The organism is Pseudomonas sp. S60 (assembly GCF_016647865.1).
In the GTDB taxonomy this organism is placed as follows: Bacteria; Pseudomonadota; Gammaproteobacteria; order Pseudomonadales; family Pseudomonadaceae; genus Aquipseudomonas; species Aquipseudomonas parafulva.
The window spans coordinates 33,189-46,791 of the sequence record NZ_JACVVH010000039.1; the positions used below are offsets into that span (position 1 = coordinate 33,189).

At 63.0% G+C, this 13,603-nt stretch carries 11 protein-coding genes and 1 tRNA gene; 11 read left to right on the forward strand and 1 reads right to left on the reverse strand.

All coding sequences use genetic code 11. The annotated features are described in order from the left end of the window. Positions 1 to 137 precede the first annotated feature (137 nt). From IAE33_RS18600 to astE, 7 genes are all read left to right on the forward strand, one after another. On the forward strand, positions 138 to 1,358 hold the full coding sequence (locus IAE33_RS18600; protein WP_201164590.1) for an aspartate aminotransferase family protein: 1,221 nt from the start codon (positions 138 to 140) through the stop codon (positions 1,356 to 1,358). 135 nt (positions 1,359 to 1,493) lie between these two features. Next, complete coding sequence (gene aruF, locus IAE33_RS18605; RefSeq protein ID WP_028635506.1) at positions 1,494 to 2,513, forward strand: arginine/ornithine succinyltransferase subunit alpha; 1,020 nt, start codon at positions 1,494 to 1,496, stop codon at positions 2,511 to 2,513. A 69-nt stretch (positions 2,514 to 2,582) separates the two neighbouring features. After that, a complete protein-coding gene (astA, locus tag IAE33_RS18610; RefSeq protein WP_201164591.1) occupies positions 2,583 to 3,614 on the forward strand; it encodes an arginine N-succinyltransferase in 1,032 nt (343 codons plus the stop codon). Beyond that, a complete protein-coding gene (gene astD / locus IAE33_RS18615) occupies positions 3,611 to 5,074 on the forward strand; it encodes a succinylglutamate-semialdehyde dehydrogenase (protein ID WP_201164592.1) in 1,464 nt (487 codons plus the stop codon). Before astA ends, astD begins: the two co-directional genes overlap by 4 nt. A 20-nt stretch (positions 5,075 to 5,094) precedes the next feature. Continuing rightward, positions 5,095 to 6,444: an N-succinylarginine dihydrolase gene (gene astB, locus IAE33_RS18620; protein WP_201164593.1), complete on the forward strand. Its 1,350-nt coding sequence runs from the start codon at positions 5,095 to 5,097 to the stop codon at positions 6,442 to 6,444. A 14-nt stretch (positions 6,445 to 6,458) separates the two neighbouring features. Then, positions 6,459 to 6,749: a hypothetical protein gene (locus tag IAE33_RS18625; protein WP_016488488.1), complete on the forward strand. Its 291-nt coding sequence runs from the start codon at positions 6,459 to 6,461 to the stop codon at positions 6,747 to 6,749. A gap of 11 nt (positions 6,750 to 6,760) precedes the next feature. Continuing rightward, a complete protein-coding gene (gene astE, locus IAE33_RS18630) occupies positions 6,761 to 7,771 on the forward strand; it encodes a succinylglutamate desuccinylase (RefSeq protein ID WP_201164594.1) in 1,011 nt (336 codons plus the stop codon). A gap of 5 nt (positions 7,772 to 7,776) precedes the next feature. Here astE and IAE33_RS18635 read toward each other — a convergent pair whose 3' ends face one another. Next, positions 7,777 to 8,613 (reverse strand): hypothetical protein, encoded by an 837-nt coding sequence (locus IAE33_RS18635; RefSeq protein WP_201164595.1) that lies wholly within the window; start codon positions 8,611 to 8,613, stop codon positions 7,777 to 7,779. A 372-nt stretch (positions 8,614 to 8,985) separates the two neighbouring features. Here IAE33_RS18635 and alaS point away from each other — a divergent pair, with 372 nt between their 5' ends. The 4 genes from alaS (at position 8,986) to IAE33_RS18655 (ending at position 13,450) form a co-directional block, all read left to right on the forward strand. Next, positions 8,986 to 11,610: an alanine--tRNA ligase gene (gene alaS / locus IAE33_RS18640; protein ID WP_201164596.1), complete on the forward strand. Its 2,625-nt coding sequence runs from the start codon at positions 8,986 to 8,988 to the stop codon at positions 11,608 to 11,610. An 85-nt stretch (positions 11,611 to 11,695) separates the two neighbouring features. Continuing rightward, complete coding sequence (locus IAE33_RS18645) at positions 11,696 to 12,931, forward strand: aspartate kinase (RefSeq protein ID WP_028635513.1); 1,236 nt, start codon at positions 11,696 to 11,698, stop codon at positions 12,929 to 12,931. A 167-nt stretch (positions 12,932 to 13,098) separates the two neighbouring features. Continuing rightward, on the forward strand, positions 13,099 to 13,287 hold the full coding sequence (gene csrA / locus IAE33_RS18650) for a carbon storage regulator CsrA (protein WP_023533771.1): 189 nt from the start codon (positions 13,099 to 13,101) through the stop codon (positions 13,285 to 13,287). Between the two features lie 72 nt (positions 13,288 to 13,359). Continuing rightward, positions 13,360 to 13,450 (forward strand) — tRNA-Ser (locus IAE33_RS18655). Positions 13,451 to 13,603 lie beyond the last annotated feature (153 nt).

Here is a 13,603-nt window from a genome sequence, read left to right on the forward strand (position 1 = left end):
TGCCGAAAGCCTGGTTAAAACCGGGTGTTGCGCTGTAACAAGTTGTCGCTTGGCCGCAAGGCCGGGCGCAGTCCAATCCTTACAATCCCCCCATCGCTCGCCACTTCCAGGCCAGCGTTCCTCTTCAGGAGACTCAGATGTCCGTTGAGCAAGCCCCGGTGCAACGTGCCGATTTCGATCAGGTAATGGTCCCCAACTATTCCCCGGCGGCGTTCATTCCTGTGCGAGGCGAGGGCTCCCGCGTCTGGGACCAGACCGGTCGCGAGCTGATCGACTTCGCGGGCGGCATCGCGGTCAACGCCCTGGGGCATTGCCACCCGGCGCTGGTCAAGGCCCTGACCGAGCAGGCCAACACCCTCTGGCACGTTTCCAACGTCTTCACCAACGAGCCAGCACTGCGCCTGGCTCACAAACTGGTGGAGGCCACCTTCGCCGACCGTGCGTTCTTCTGCAACTCGGGCGCCGAGTCCAACGAAGCGGCCTTCAAACTGGCCCGCCGCGTAGCCCACGACCGCTTTGGCCCGGAAAAACACGAGATCATCGCCACGGTCAACAGCTTCCACGGCCGTACCCTGTTCACCGTCAGTGTGGGTGGGCAGCCCAAGTATTCCGACGGTTTCGGCCCGAAGATCACCGGTATCAGCCATGTGCCCTACAACGACTTGGAAGCGTTGAAGGCACAGATCTCCGACAAGACCTGCGCGGTGGTGATCGAGCCGATCCAGGGCGAAAGCGGTGTGGTCCCGGCAGACAAGGCCTACCTTGAAGGTGCCCGCGCCCTGTGTGACCAGCACAATGCCTTGCTGATCTTCGACGAAGTGCAGACCGGTGTTGGCCGCACCGGCTCGCTGTATGCCTATCAGCATTACGGCGTCACCCCGGATATTCTCACCAGCGCCAAGAGCCTGGGTGGCGGCTTCCCCATCGGCGCCATGCTCACCACCGCCGAACTGGCCAAGCACCTGGCCGTCGGCACCCACGGCACCACTTACGGCGGCAACCCGTTGGGCTGCGCAGTCGCCTGTGCGGTGCTGGATGTGGTCAATACGCCGCAGACCTTGGCGGGCATCAAGGCCAAGCACGAACGCTTCAAGTCGCGCCTGGAAAAAATCGGCAGCACCTACAACCTGTTCAGCCAGGTGCGTGGCGTGGGGCTGCTGCTGGGCTGCGTGCTGACACCCGCCTGGCAGGGCAAGGCCAAGGACGTGCTCAATGCGGCCGAGAAAGAAGGCGTGATGGTGCTGCAGGCCGGCCCAGACGTGGTGCGCTTCGCGCCCAGCCTGGTGGTGGAAGATGCCGACATCGATGCCGGCCTGGACCGCTTCGAACGTGCCGTGGCCACGCTGACCCAGGCTTGACCCGGCCTGCTGTGCCTTCACCGGCCTGGCCCCACTCGGGGCAGGCCGGTGAAACCCGATTTCAGTGCAGGTGCCCAGGCGCCTGCCGTTTTTACGTGCCGCCGTGAACGGCGCGTCTTCCAAAGGAGTGACACCATGCTGGTGATGCGCCCTGCGCAAATGGCTGATCTGAACGAAGTGCAGCGCATGGCTGCAGACAGCCCGATTGGTGTCACGTCCCTGCCGGACGATACTGCCCGCCTGGGCGACAAGATCGCCGCCTCTGAAACATCCTTTGCCGCCGAGGTGAGCTTCAACGGCGAGGAAAGTTATTTCTTCGTGCTCGAAGACAGCCAGACCGGCCAGTTGGCCGGTTGCTCGGCCATCGTTGCGTCGGCCGGCTATTCCGAGCCGTTCTACAGTTTTCGCAACGAAACCTTCGTCCACGCCTCGCGCGAGTTGAAGATCCACAACAAGATCCATGTGCTTTCGCTGTGCCATGACCTGACGGGCAACAGCCTGCTGACCAGCTTTTACGTGCTGCCAGAACTGGTGAACAGCGGTTGGGCAGAGCTCAACTCTCGCGGCCGCCTGCTGTTCATGGCGGCCCACCCGGAGCGCTTTGCCGATTCGGTGGTCACCGAAATAGTCGGCTTCAGCGACGAGCAGGGCGAGTCGCCGTTCTGGGATGCCATTGGGCGTAACTTCTTCGACCTCAACTACGCCGATGCCGAGCGCCTGTGTGGGCTGAAAAGCCGCACGTTCCTCGCCGAGCTGATGCCGCATTACCCGATCTACGTGCCGCTGTTGCCTGACCAGGCGCAAGAGGCCATGGGCCAGGTGCACCCGAGGGCACAGATCACGTTCGACATCCTCATGCGTGAAGGCTTCGAAACCGAGCACTACATCGACATCTTCGATGGCGGCCCCACCCTGCACGCGCGCACTTCTGGCATCCGTTCCATCGCCCAGAGCCGCGTGGTACCGGTGAAAGTCGAGCAGGCCGCCGGCAAGGGCGGGCGCCCGTACCTGGTGTGCAATGGCCAGTTGCAGGACTACCGCGCCGTGCTGCTGGACCTGGACTGGGTGCCTGGCAAGCCAGTGAGCCTGAGCCAGGAAGCGGCAGATGCATTAGGGGTGGGCGAGGGTGCCAGCGTGCGCCTGGTCGCCGCTTGAGGCCTGAGGGCGACGTTGCAGGTTTAGACGTGTTTCGCGCCGGCCAATGCCGACGCACAAGGAGATAGCATGATCGTTCGTCCTGTACGCAGCAGCGACTTGCCTGCGTTGATCGAGCTGGCGCGCAGCACCGGCACCACCGGCCTGACTACCCTGCCGGCCAACGAAGAGCGCCTTGGGCATCGCGTGGGCTGGGCGGAAAAGACCTTCCGTGGCGAAGCCGAGCGTGGCGATACCGATTACCTGTTCGTGCTGGAAAACGACGAAGGCCTGGTGGTGGGCATCAGTGCCATCGCCGGCGCCGTGGGCCTGCGCGAACCCTGGTACAACTACCGGGTCGGGTTGACGGTGAGCGCCTCCCAGGAACTGAAGATCTACCGCGAGATCCCCACGCTGTTCCTGGCCAACGACCTGACCGGCAACTCCGAACTGTGCTCGTTGTTCCTGCGCCATGACCACCGCTGCGGCCTGAATGGCCGCCTGCTGTCGCGGGCACGCATGCTGTTCATCGCCGAGTTTCCCGAGCTGTTCGGCAAGAAGATCATTGCCGAAATGCGCGGCATGTCCGACGCCCAGGGCCGCTCGCCGTTCTGGGAGTGCCTGGGCCGGCACTTCTTCAAGATGGAATTCAGCCAGGCCGACTACCTGACGGGCGTGGGCAACAAGTCGTTCATCGCTGAGCTGATGCCCAAGTTCCCGTTGTATACCTGCTTCCTGTCCGAGGCGGCGCGCAGCGTGATCGGCCGAGTGCACGCCGATACCGAGCCGGCCTTGGCGATGCTCAAGCAGGAAGGCTTCAACTACCAGGGCTACGTAGACATCTTCGACGCCGGGCCGGCCATTGAGTGCGACACCGACAGGATCCGTGCGGTGCGTGATAGCCAGACCCTGGTACTGGCAATCGGTACCCCGGGCGACGACGCCACCCCTTACATCATTCACAACCGCAAGCGTGACGATTGCCGCATCACGGCTGCACCCGCGCGCCTGGCTGCCGGTACGCTGGTGGTCGACCCGCTGACCGCCAAGCGCCTGCGCATGGGCGCCGGGGACAACGTACGCGCCGTGCCGCTTTCGGCAGGCCGGGAGGGCCAGCGATGACTACCCACTACATTGCAGGTCGTTGGCACGCCGGCCACGGCGAAGCGTTGCAATCGCTCAACCCGGTGACCCAGGCTGTGGTCTGGCAAGGGCAAGGCGCCGATGTGGGCCAGGTGGAGGCTGCGGTACAAGCGGCCCGGCAGGCCTTTCCGGCCTGGGCTCAGCTTAGCCTGGAGGCGCGCATCAGCGTGCTGGAACAGTTCGCTGCGCAGCTCAAGCTGCATGCCGATGCGCTGGCCTACTGCATTGGTGAAGAAACCGGCAAACCGTTATGGGAATCGGCCACCGAAGTCACCAGCATGATCAACAAGGTGGCCATCTCGGTACAGAGCTACCGGGAGCGCACCGGTGAGAAAAGCGGGCCGCTGGCCGACGCCACCGCTGTGCTGCGGCACAAACCCCACGGGGTGGTCGCGGTGTTTGGGCCTTACAACTTCCCCGGTCACCTGCCCAACGGCCACATCGTGCCAGCCCTGGTGGCCGGCAACTGCGTGGTGTTCAAGCCCAGCGAGCTGACGCCCAAGGTCGCGGAGCTGACGGTCAATTGCTGGGTGGCCGCCGGCCTGCCCGCAGGCGTGCTGAACCTGGTGCAGGGTGCCCGCGAAACCGGTGTGGCGCTGGCTGCCAACAAGGGCATCGATGGGCTGTTCTTCACCGGCTCCAGCCGCACCGGCAACCTGCTGCACCAGCAGTTCGCCGGCCGCCCGGACAAGATCCTGGCCCTGGAGATGGGCGGCAACAACCCGCTGGTGGTGGATGAGGTCAAGGATGTGCAGGCGGCGGTGTACACCATCATCCAGTCGGCATTCATTTCCGCCGGCCAGCGCTGCACCTGCGCGCGGCGCCTGCTGGTGCCGCAGGGAGCCTGGGGTGACGCGCTGCTGGCGCGCCTGGTTGACGTGTGCAAAACCTTGACCGTGGGGGCTTTCGACCAGCAGCCTGCGCCGTTCATGGGCTCGGTCATCTCGTTGCAGGCCGCCCAGGCACTGCTCAGCGCCCAGGCGGACCTGGTGGCCAAAGGCGCGGTACAGCTGCTGGGCATGACCCAGCCGCAGCCAGGCGCGGCTTTACTGACACCGGGCATTGTCGATGTTACAGCCGTTGCCGAGCGCCCGGATGAGGAGTTCTTCGGCCCGCTGCTGCAGGTGATCCGGTACTCGGGCCTGGATGCTGCCATCGACGAAGCCAATGCCACCCAGTACGGCCTGGCTGCGGGGCTGCTCTCAGACTCCCGCGCCCGTTACCAGTACTTCTGGCTGCGCAGCCGCGCCGGCATCGTCAACTGGAACAAGCAACTGACCGGAGCTGCCAGCAGCGCGCCGTTCGGCGGCGTGGGTGCCAGTGGCAACCACCGCGCCAGCGCCTACTACGCGGCCGACTATTGCGCGTACCCGGTGGCTTCGCTGGAGGCCGACAGCCTTGCATTGCCGGCGACCCTGACGCCGGGTATTACCCTATAACAATGGTCGGAGCCTAGCCGATGAAATCCTACGAAGTAAATTTTGATGGCCTGGTGGGGCCGACCCACAACTATGGCGGGCTGTCCTACGGCAACGTGGCCTCCCAGAACAACAGCCAGCAGGGCTCCAACCCCCGCGAGGCGGCGCGCCAGGGCCTGGCGAAAATGAAAGCGCTGGCCGACATGGGTTTCAAGCAGGGTGTGCTGGCCCCTCAGGAGCGCCCAGATGTAGCCGCACTGCGCCAGCTGGGCTTTACCGGCAGCGACGCTGACGTCATCCAGCGTGCTGCACGCGAGGCCATGCCGCTGCTGGTGGCCAGTTGTTCGGCTTCCAGTATGTGGGTGGCCAACGCCGCCACCGTCAGCCCCAGTGCCGATACCGTCGACGGGCGCGTGCATTTCACGGCCGCCAACCTCAACTGCAAGTACCACCGCAGTATCGAACACCCCACCACCAGCCGGGTACTGGCGGCCATGTTCCAGCACCAGGCCCACTTCGCGCACCACCCCGCGTTGCCGGCCGTTGCTCAGTTCGGCGATGAGGGCGCCGCCAACCATACGCGGTTCTGCCGCGCCTATGGCGAGCCTGGCGTGGAGTTTTTCGTCTACGGGCGTAGTGCCTTCGACAGCCGCTACCCAGCGCCGCAGAAATACCCCGCCCGGCAGACCCTCGAGGCGTCCCAGGCCGTGGCCCGCCTGCATGGGCTGCGCGAAGACGGCGTGGTCTATGCTCAGCAGAACCCGGCGGTGATCGACCAGGGGGTGTTCCACAACGACGTAATTGCGGTGGGCAACGGCGAGGTGCTGTTCCACCACGAGGATGCCTTCCTGGACAGCGAGGCAGTGCTCGACCAGTTGCGTGGCAAACTGGCCGGCAAGGGCGGTACATTGCAGGCCATCGGCGTGCCACGGGCGGCGGTGACGGTGGAGGACGCAGTGCGTTCCTACCTGTTCAACAGCCAACTGCTCAGCCGCGCCGACGGTTCCATGCTGCTGGTGGTACCCGAAGAATGCCGCAATAACGAGCGGGTATGGGCTTATCTGGAGCAACTGACCACCCAGGGTACGCCCGTGCAGGAGGTACAGGTGTTCGACCTCAAGCAGAGCATGCGCAACGGCGGTGGGCCTGCCTGCCTGCGCCTGCGTGTAGCCCTGACTGAAACGGAACTGGCGGCAGTGAACCAAGGCGTTATCATGACCGCCCCGCTGTACGACACGCTGCTGCAGTGGGTTGACCGCCACTACCGCGATCGCCTGGTCGATTCGGACCTGGCCGACCCGCAATTGCTGGTGGAGTGCCGAACCGCACTGGATGAATTGACCCAGATACTCAAGTTGGGCTCGGTATACCCGTTCCAACGCCAACCTTGAAGAGAGACTTTGCAATGACCGATGCCCTGCGCCTGATCCTTGAAGATGAAGACGGCACCCAGCTGGAAACCTCGTGCACCCGCTTTGCCGTGGTCTGGCAAGGCAAGGAAGTGTGGATTCAGCAGGACGGCCGTGGCCAGCTGCTGATCGGGGTGGACGTGGATGAGGACGACACCGAATACGCCAACCTGCTGCTGCGCCCGATGGCCACCAACCTGGTCAGCCTGCAGCTGGAAATGGAACCGGCAGAGGTGGGTGAAGACGACGATCACGTGCACGGCCCGGACTGCGGCCACCACCACTAAGGAAGCCCGCTATGCTCGCCCTTGGCAAACTGCTTGAGCTGACCCTTACCGGCCATGAACCGGCCGAGAAGACCCAAGTGACCACCAAGGGCGTGCGTTTGCGCTGGTTGGGGCAAGGCGCGCTGGAAGTGCGCCCAGCAGAAAGCGACGACTGCGGCCTCGATGTGTTGCTGTCTGCCGGCATTCATGGCAACGAGACAGCACCCATCGAACTGCTTGAGCAATTGCTGCACGGTGTGGCCAAGGGCGAAATCGTGCCCAGGGCGCGGGTGCTGTTTCTGTTCGGCAACCCTGCTGCCATCATCAAGGGCGAGCGCTACATCGAGCAGGACATCAACCGCCTGTTCAATGGCCGCCATGAGCAGACCAGCGGCATGGAAGCCTTGCGGGCTGCAGAGCTGGAGCAGTTTGCCCGGGTATTCTTCAGCAAGCCTGGCCGCAGCCGCCTGCACTACGACCTGCACACGGCCATCCGGGGCTCGAAGGTCGAGCAGTTCGCCCTGTACCCCTTCAAGGAGGGCCGCCAGCATTCGCGCCGTGAGCTGGCACGGCTGGCGGCGGCGGGCATGCAGGCGGTGCTGCTGCAGCGCAAGCCGTCCATCACGTTCAGTGCCTTCACCTATGAGCAACTCGATGCCGAAGCCTTTACGCTGGAACTGGGCAAGGCGCGGCCGTTTGGCCAGAACGACGAAGTGAACCTCGGCAAGCTGGCTGCGCGCCTGGTACGCATTCTGGAGGCGACCGAGCCGCAGGCAGAGCAGTCACTCGATGGGCTGCAACTGTTCAGTGTGGCCCGTGAAATCATCAAGCACAGCGACAGTTTCCACTTACACCTGCCCGCCGAAATCGAAAACTTCTCCGAATTGAGCAAGGGCTACCTGCTGGCCGAAGACCTGGCAGAAATGCGCTGGGTGGTGGAAGAAGAGGGCGCGCGCATCATCTTCCCCAACCCGAAGGTGAAGAACGGCCTGAGGGCCGGGATCCTGATCGTGCCCAGCGAGGGGCACGACCTTTCGCCCTGATCCGCTCAGCCGCCGGTAGCCGGGGCGGGCAGCAGCAGGTCTGGCGCCAGCGCGTCGTAGGCTTGTTGCAGCAACCTGGCCAGTGTGGTCAAACCGTCCAGGCCGCTGGCTTCGTACGGGTCATAGAGCACCGCGGTGTAGTCGCCTGACAACCGGTGGGCATGCTCGTTGGGGATCACCCGCTCCAGGTCGAAGCCCGGGCCGAACTGGGCCGGGCCCGCATAGCACTGCATCAGCACCATGTCCGGCACGGTTTCGTAGCGCTGGCGTGCGGTGTCCAGCAACTGCTTGAGCGCCGGGTAGCCGGGCAGCAGCAGCAACTGCTCGTACACCCTTGCCTGGAACTGGGGGGTGCCATACAGGTACAGGTTGTCGAGCGCCGTCACATCGATGCGGTTGTCCGGGTTGGCATGGCTGTCCACGCGCAGCGGCTGGGCGATACCTTCACCGATGCCTGCCGGCGCGTCGGCACCCAGAAACAGCAGGTGCAGGCGTTGCTCGGCAGTGGCGGGCTGGATGATGAACGTTTGGCCGGCCACTTTCAGGGTGATGTCCTTGTCCTGGCTCAGCTCCACATCGGGGCTCGACAACCACGCCAGGATCTCGTCGCATTCCCCGATGTTCTCATCGCCATCGTAGGCGGTGATCAGCCTGCGCTGGAGGGTTGCCAGTGGCGAGGTGTGCAGGTCGAACAGCTCGTAATCGTAATAGACCCGTGTGCTGTGCAGGCCGGCTTCGCTCACGATGTCGTGGGCAATGGCTTCATCCATTTCGCCGTGGGCCGCAACCCGGGTTTTGTCATTTGCATCCAGCAGGTGTGTGGTTGCTACAGGTGTCGTCATGTTCGGGGCCTCCAGAGAATGAGAGGCCAGACTAGGGTGAGCGCCGTAGCACGGTGCATTGCACATCTAGCACCGTGCAGGTAAGGGCTGTGCTAGCGCCAGGGCAGGGGCGAGCGTAGATGAAATCCTTTTAACTCACCGCCTGTTCCATTTTGCCCGGGCATGAGCGCTAATGGCTTGCCAGTAGCAAAAGGCAGGCTTTAGCATCGGCGCATGTCGTTTTCGCTTGCATGCCCCGAAAAACCGCCGAAAGCGCGGTTTGTATCGCATAAACACACTGCATCGAGACTACAGGACCGATATAATGCGGCCCTTTGCCGTCGTTTCGTCGACGCTTTGCCCAGACGGGCCGCCGTTTCCGTGGAAGAACCTATGAAAAGCGCAGAAATCCGTGAAGCCTTCCTTCGCTTCTTCGAAGAGCAGGGACATACCCGAGTCGCGTCCAGTTCGCTGATTCCGAACAACGACCCCACCCTGCTGTTCACCAATGCCGGCATGAACCAGTTCAAGGACTGCTTCCTCGGTGCGGAGAAGCGCGCCTACACCCGTGCTGTCAGCAGCCAGAAGTGCGTGCGCGCCGGTGGTAAGCACAACGACCTGGAAAACGTCGGCTACACCGCGCGCCACCACACCTTCTTCGAAATGCTGGGCAACTTCAGCTTTGGCGACTATTTCAAGCGTGACGCCATCACCTTTGCCTGGACCTTCCTGACCTCGGACAAGTGGCTGAACCTGCCCAAGGACAAGCTCTGGGTCACCGTCTACGCCACCGACGACGAAGCCTACGACATCTGGACCAAAGAAGTCGGCGTGCCTGCCGAGCGCATGGTACGCATCGGCGACAACAAGGGTGCACCCTACGCGTCGGACAACTTCTGGACCATGGGCGATACCGGCCCGTGCGGCCCGTGCACCGAGATCTTCTACGACCATGGCGCCGACATCTGGGGCGGCCCACCCGGCTCCCCCGAGGAAGACGGCGACCGCTACATCGAGATCTGGAACAACGTCTTCATGCAGTTCAACCGCACCGCGGACGGTGTGCTGCACCCGCTGCCGGCCCCTTCGGTAGACACCGGCATGGGCCTGGAACGCATCAGCGCCGTGCTGCAGCATGTGCACTCGAACTATGAGATCGACCTGTTCCAGAACCTGCTGGCGGCGGCTGCCAAGGCCATCGGTTGCAGCAATGAGGGCCAGGCTTCGCTGAAGGTGGTCGCCGACCATATTCGCTCCTGCGGTTTCCTGATCGCCGACGGTGTGCTGCCGTCCAACGAAGGCCGTGGCTACGTGCTGCGTCGCATCATCCGCCGCGCGTGCCGCCACGGCAACAAACTGGGTGCAAAGGGCAGCTTCTTCTACCAGATCGTCGGCGCACTGGCGGCCGAGATGGGTGAAGCCTTCCCTGAGCTGAAAAACCAGCAGGCGCACATCGAGCGTGTGCTCAAGGCTGAAGAAGAGCAGTTTGCCAAAACCCTCGAGCAGGGCCTGCGCATCCTCGAGCAGGACCTGGCCCAGCTTCAGGGCGACGTTGTACCAGGCGACGTGGTGTTCAAGCTGTACGACACCTACGGCTTCCCCATGGACCTGACCGCCGACATTGCCCGCGAACGCGAGCTGACCATCGACGAGGCTGGCTTCGAGCGTGAAATGGACGCGCAGCGTGAACGTGCGCGCTCCGCCAGCGCCTTCGGCATGGACTACAACAGCCTGGTCAAGGTCGACAGCGCCACCGAGTTCCTGGGTTACGACGCTACCGAAGGCGAGGGCAAGATCATCGCCCTGTACAAGGACGGCCAGGCGGTGGACCAGCTGGGCGAGGGCGAGCAGGGTGTGGTCGTGCTTGACCGCACACCGTTCTACGCCGAGTCCGGCGGCCAGGTGGGCGACTCCGGTTTCCTGCAGGCCGGTGCTGCGCGTTTCGATGTGCGCGACACCACCAAGACCGGCGGCGCGTTCCTGCATCATGGTGTGGTGGCCAGCGGTGCGCTGGTGATTGGTTCGCCGGTGCAGGCCAAGGTTGACGAGCAGGTGCAACACGCCACCTCGCTGAACCACTCTGCTACCCACTTGCTGCATGAGGCCCTGCGCCAGGTGCTGGGCGAGCACGTGCAGCAGAAAGGCTCGCTGGTCGACAGCCAGCGTCTGCGTTTCGACTTCAGCCACTTCGAGGCGGTTAAACCGGAGCAGATCAAGGCCCTGGAAGACATCGTCAACCGCGAAGTGCGCAGGAACACGCCGGTGCAAACCGAGCTGACCGACATCGAGACCGCCAAGGCCAAGGGTGCCATGGCGCTGTTCGGCGAGAAGTACGGTGATACCGTGCGCGTGCTGACCATGGGCGGTGATTTCTCGGTGGAGCTGTGCGGCGGCATCCATGCCAAGCGCACCGGCGACATCAGCGTGTTCAAGATCATCAGCGAAGGTGGCGTGGCTTCCGGCGTGCGCCGTCTTGAAGCCGTCACCGGCGCTGCTGCGCTGGCCTACCTGAACGCTGCCGAAGAGCAGGTGAAGGAAGCCGCGCAACTGGTGAAAGGTAACCGCGACAACCTGATCGACAAGCTGTCGGCTGTGCTCGAGCGCAACCGACAGTTGGAGAAGCAGCTGGAACAGCTGCAGGCCAAGGCCGCCAGCGCCGCAGGGGATGATCTCTCCAATGCGGCCGTGGAGGTCAAGGGCGCCAAGGTGCTAGCCGCCCGCCTGGATGGGCAGGATGGTAAAGCGCTGCTCGCCCTGGTCGATCAGCTGAAGAACAAGCTCGGCCATGCAGTGATCCTGCTGGGCAGCGAGCATGAGGGCAAGGTCGTGCTGGTGGCCGGCGTGACCAAAGACCTCTCCGGCCAACTCAAGGCTGGCGAACTGATGAAACAAGCCGCTGCGGCAGTGGGCGGCAAGGGCGGCGGGCGCCCGGACATGGCACAGGGCGGTGGCGTAGACGTCGCCGCGCTGGACCAGGCCCTGGCGCTGGCCGTGCCGTTCGCAGAGCAGGGACTTTGAGATGACGGGCAGGGCGGCCTGGGTGCCGCCTTGCCCTTCATGTTGGATTGTTTTTTGGGGCCCTTTGGGCTGAGGCACCATTGAAATGGCGTTGATCGTACAGAAATTTGGCGGCACCTCTGTCGGTTCCATCGAGCGGATCGAACAGGTAGCCGATAAGGTCAAGAAACACCGCGAAGCGGGCGACGACCTGGTGATCGTGCTGTCGGCCATGAGCGGTGAAACCAATCGCCTGATCGACCTGGCCAAGCAGATCAGCGAGCAACCGGTTCCGCGTGAGCTGGACGTGATCGTGTCCACCGGCGAGCAAGTGACCATTGCCCTGCTGGCCATGGCCCTGATCAAGCGTGGTGTGCCGGCGGTGTCCTATACCGGCAACCAGGTGCGCATCCTCACCGACAGTGCGCACAACAAGGCGCGTATCCTGCAAATCGATGACCAGAAGATTCGCGCCGACCTCAAGGCCGGGCGCGTGGTCGTGGTAGCGGGCTTCCAGGGTGTGGATGAGCATGGCAGCATCACCACCCTGGGGCGTGGCGGCTCCGACACCACTGGTGTGGCCCTGGCGGCTGCATTGAAGGCTGACGAGTGCCAGATCTACACCGATGTCGATGGCGTCTACACCACCGACCCACGGGTGGTGCCGCAGGCCCGTCGCCTGGAGAAGATCACCTTCGAAGAGATGCTGGAAATGGCCAGCCTCGGTTCCAAGGTGCTACAGATCCGTTCGGTGGAGTTCGCCGGCAAGTACAACGTTCCGCTGCGCGTGCTGCACAGCTTCAAGGAGGGTCCGGGTACCCTCATTACCATTGATGAAGAGGAATCCATGGAACAGCCGATCATTTCCGGTATCGCCTTCAACCGTGATGAAGCCAAGCTGACCATCCGCGGCGTGCCGGATACCCCTGGCGTGGCCTACAAGATCCTCGGCCCGATCAGCGCCTCGAACATCGAGGTCGACATGATCGTGCAGAACGTTGCCCACGATAACACCACCGACTTCACCTTCACCGTAAACCACAACGAGTACGAGAAGGCCCAGAGCGTGCTGGAAGCCACCGCTCGCGAGATGGGTGCCCGGGAAGTGATCGGCGATACCAAGATCGCCAAGGTGTCCATCGTCGGCGTTGGCATGCGTTCGCATGCCGGCGTTGCAAGCCGCATGTTCGAGGCCCTGGCCAAGGAAAGCATCAACATCCAGATGATTTCCACGTCCGAGATCAAGGTGTCCGTGGTGATCGAAGAGAAGTACCTGGAGCTGGCGGTACGTGCACTGCACACCGCGTTCGAGCTTGATGCGCCTGCCCGACAGAGCGAGTAACGCCTTGCCTGGAAGGGCGCGGCTTGCCGCGCCCTTCGCGTTTCTGCCCGTCGCGCAGGCCCTGTCCTGCCAGGCGCGATGGGCAACCGGCGCCCGTGCCGTGGTCCACGGTGCGGCGCCGAACCCCAAGACTGTAATCCCTGAATGTTTTGCGTAAGGAGAAAGCTATGTTGATTCTGACTCGTCGGTGCGCCGAGAGCCTGATCATTGGAGATGGCGAGATCACCGTGACGGTGCTCGGCGTCAAAGGCAACCAGGTACGCATCGGTGTGAGCGCCCCTAAAGAAGTGGCCGTGCACCGTGAAGAAATCTACCTGCGGATCAAGAACGAGAAGGACGAAGAGCCAAGCCTTTAATTCTTTTGAAGTTTTTTTCAAAAAAAGGGTTGCAAACGAGGAAGAGCCTGTTTAATATTCGCCTCGTGTTGCGGTGAGGTGGCCGAGTGGCCGAAGGCGCTCCCCTGCTAAGGGAGTATACCTCATAAGGGTATCGGGGGTTCGAATCCCCCCTTCACCGCCATTATTCGCTTAGGGCGCTGTAAACAGTAAGACGCTAAGTAGTTGTTTTTAAACGAAAAGTTCTTGCAAAAATGTTTTAGTGACCTATAATGCGCGGCAAGACACGGACTCATAGCTCAGCTGGATAGAGTACTCGGCTACGAACCGAGCGGTC

What these genes read in the sequence shown, in the direction of transcription:
- astA (WP_201164591.1), top strand. Translation starts at nt 2,583, where the DNA reads ATGATCGTTCGTCCTGTACGCAGCAGCGACTTGCCTGCGTTGATCGAG.
- aruF (WP_028635506.1), top strand. Translation starts at nt 1,494, where the DNA reads ATGCTGGTGATGCGCCCTGCGCAAATGGCTGATCTGAACGAAGTGCAG.
- astB (WP_201164593.1), top strand. Translation starts at nt 5,095, where the DNA reads ATGAAATCCTACGAAGTAAATTTTGATGGCCTGGTGGGGCCGACCCAC.
- astD (WP_201164592.1), top strand. Translation starts at nt 3,611, where the DNA reads ATGACTACCCACTACATTGCAGGTCGTTGGCACGCCGGCCACGGCGAA.
- IAE33_RS18645 (WP_028635513.1), top strand. Translation starts at nt 11,696, where the DNA reads ATGGCGTTGATCGTACAGAAATTTGGCGGCACCTCTGTCGGTTCCATC.
- IAE33_RS18625 (WP_016488488.1), top strand. Translation starts at nt 6,459, where the DNA reads ATGACCGATGCCCTGCGCCTGATCCTTGAAGATGAAGACGGCACCCAG.
- astE (WP_201164594.1), top strand. Translation starts at nt 6,761, where the DNA reads ATGCTCGCCCTTGGCAAACTGCTTGAGCTGACCCTTACCGGCCATGAA.
- IAE33_RS18600 (WP_201164590.1), top strand. Translation starts at nt 138, where the DNA reads ATGTCCGTTGAGCAAGCCCCGGTGCAACGTGCCGATTTCGATCAGGTA.
- csrA (WP_023533771.1), top strand. Translation starts at nt 13,099, where the DNA reads ATGTTGATTCTGACTCGTCGGTGCGCCGAGAGCCTGATCATTGGAGAT.
- alaS (WP_201164596.1), top strand. Translation starts at nt 8,986, where the DNA reads ATGAAAAGCGCAGAAATCCGTGAAGCCTTCCTTCGCTTCTTCGAAGAG.
- IAE33_RS18635 (WP_201164595.1), bottom strand. Translation starts at nt 8,613, where the DNA reads ATGACGACACCTGTAGCAACCACACACCTGCTGGATGCAAATGACAAA.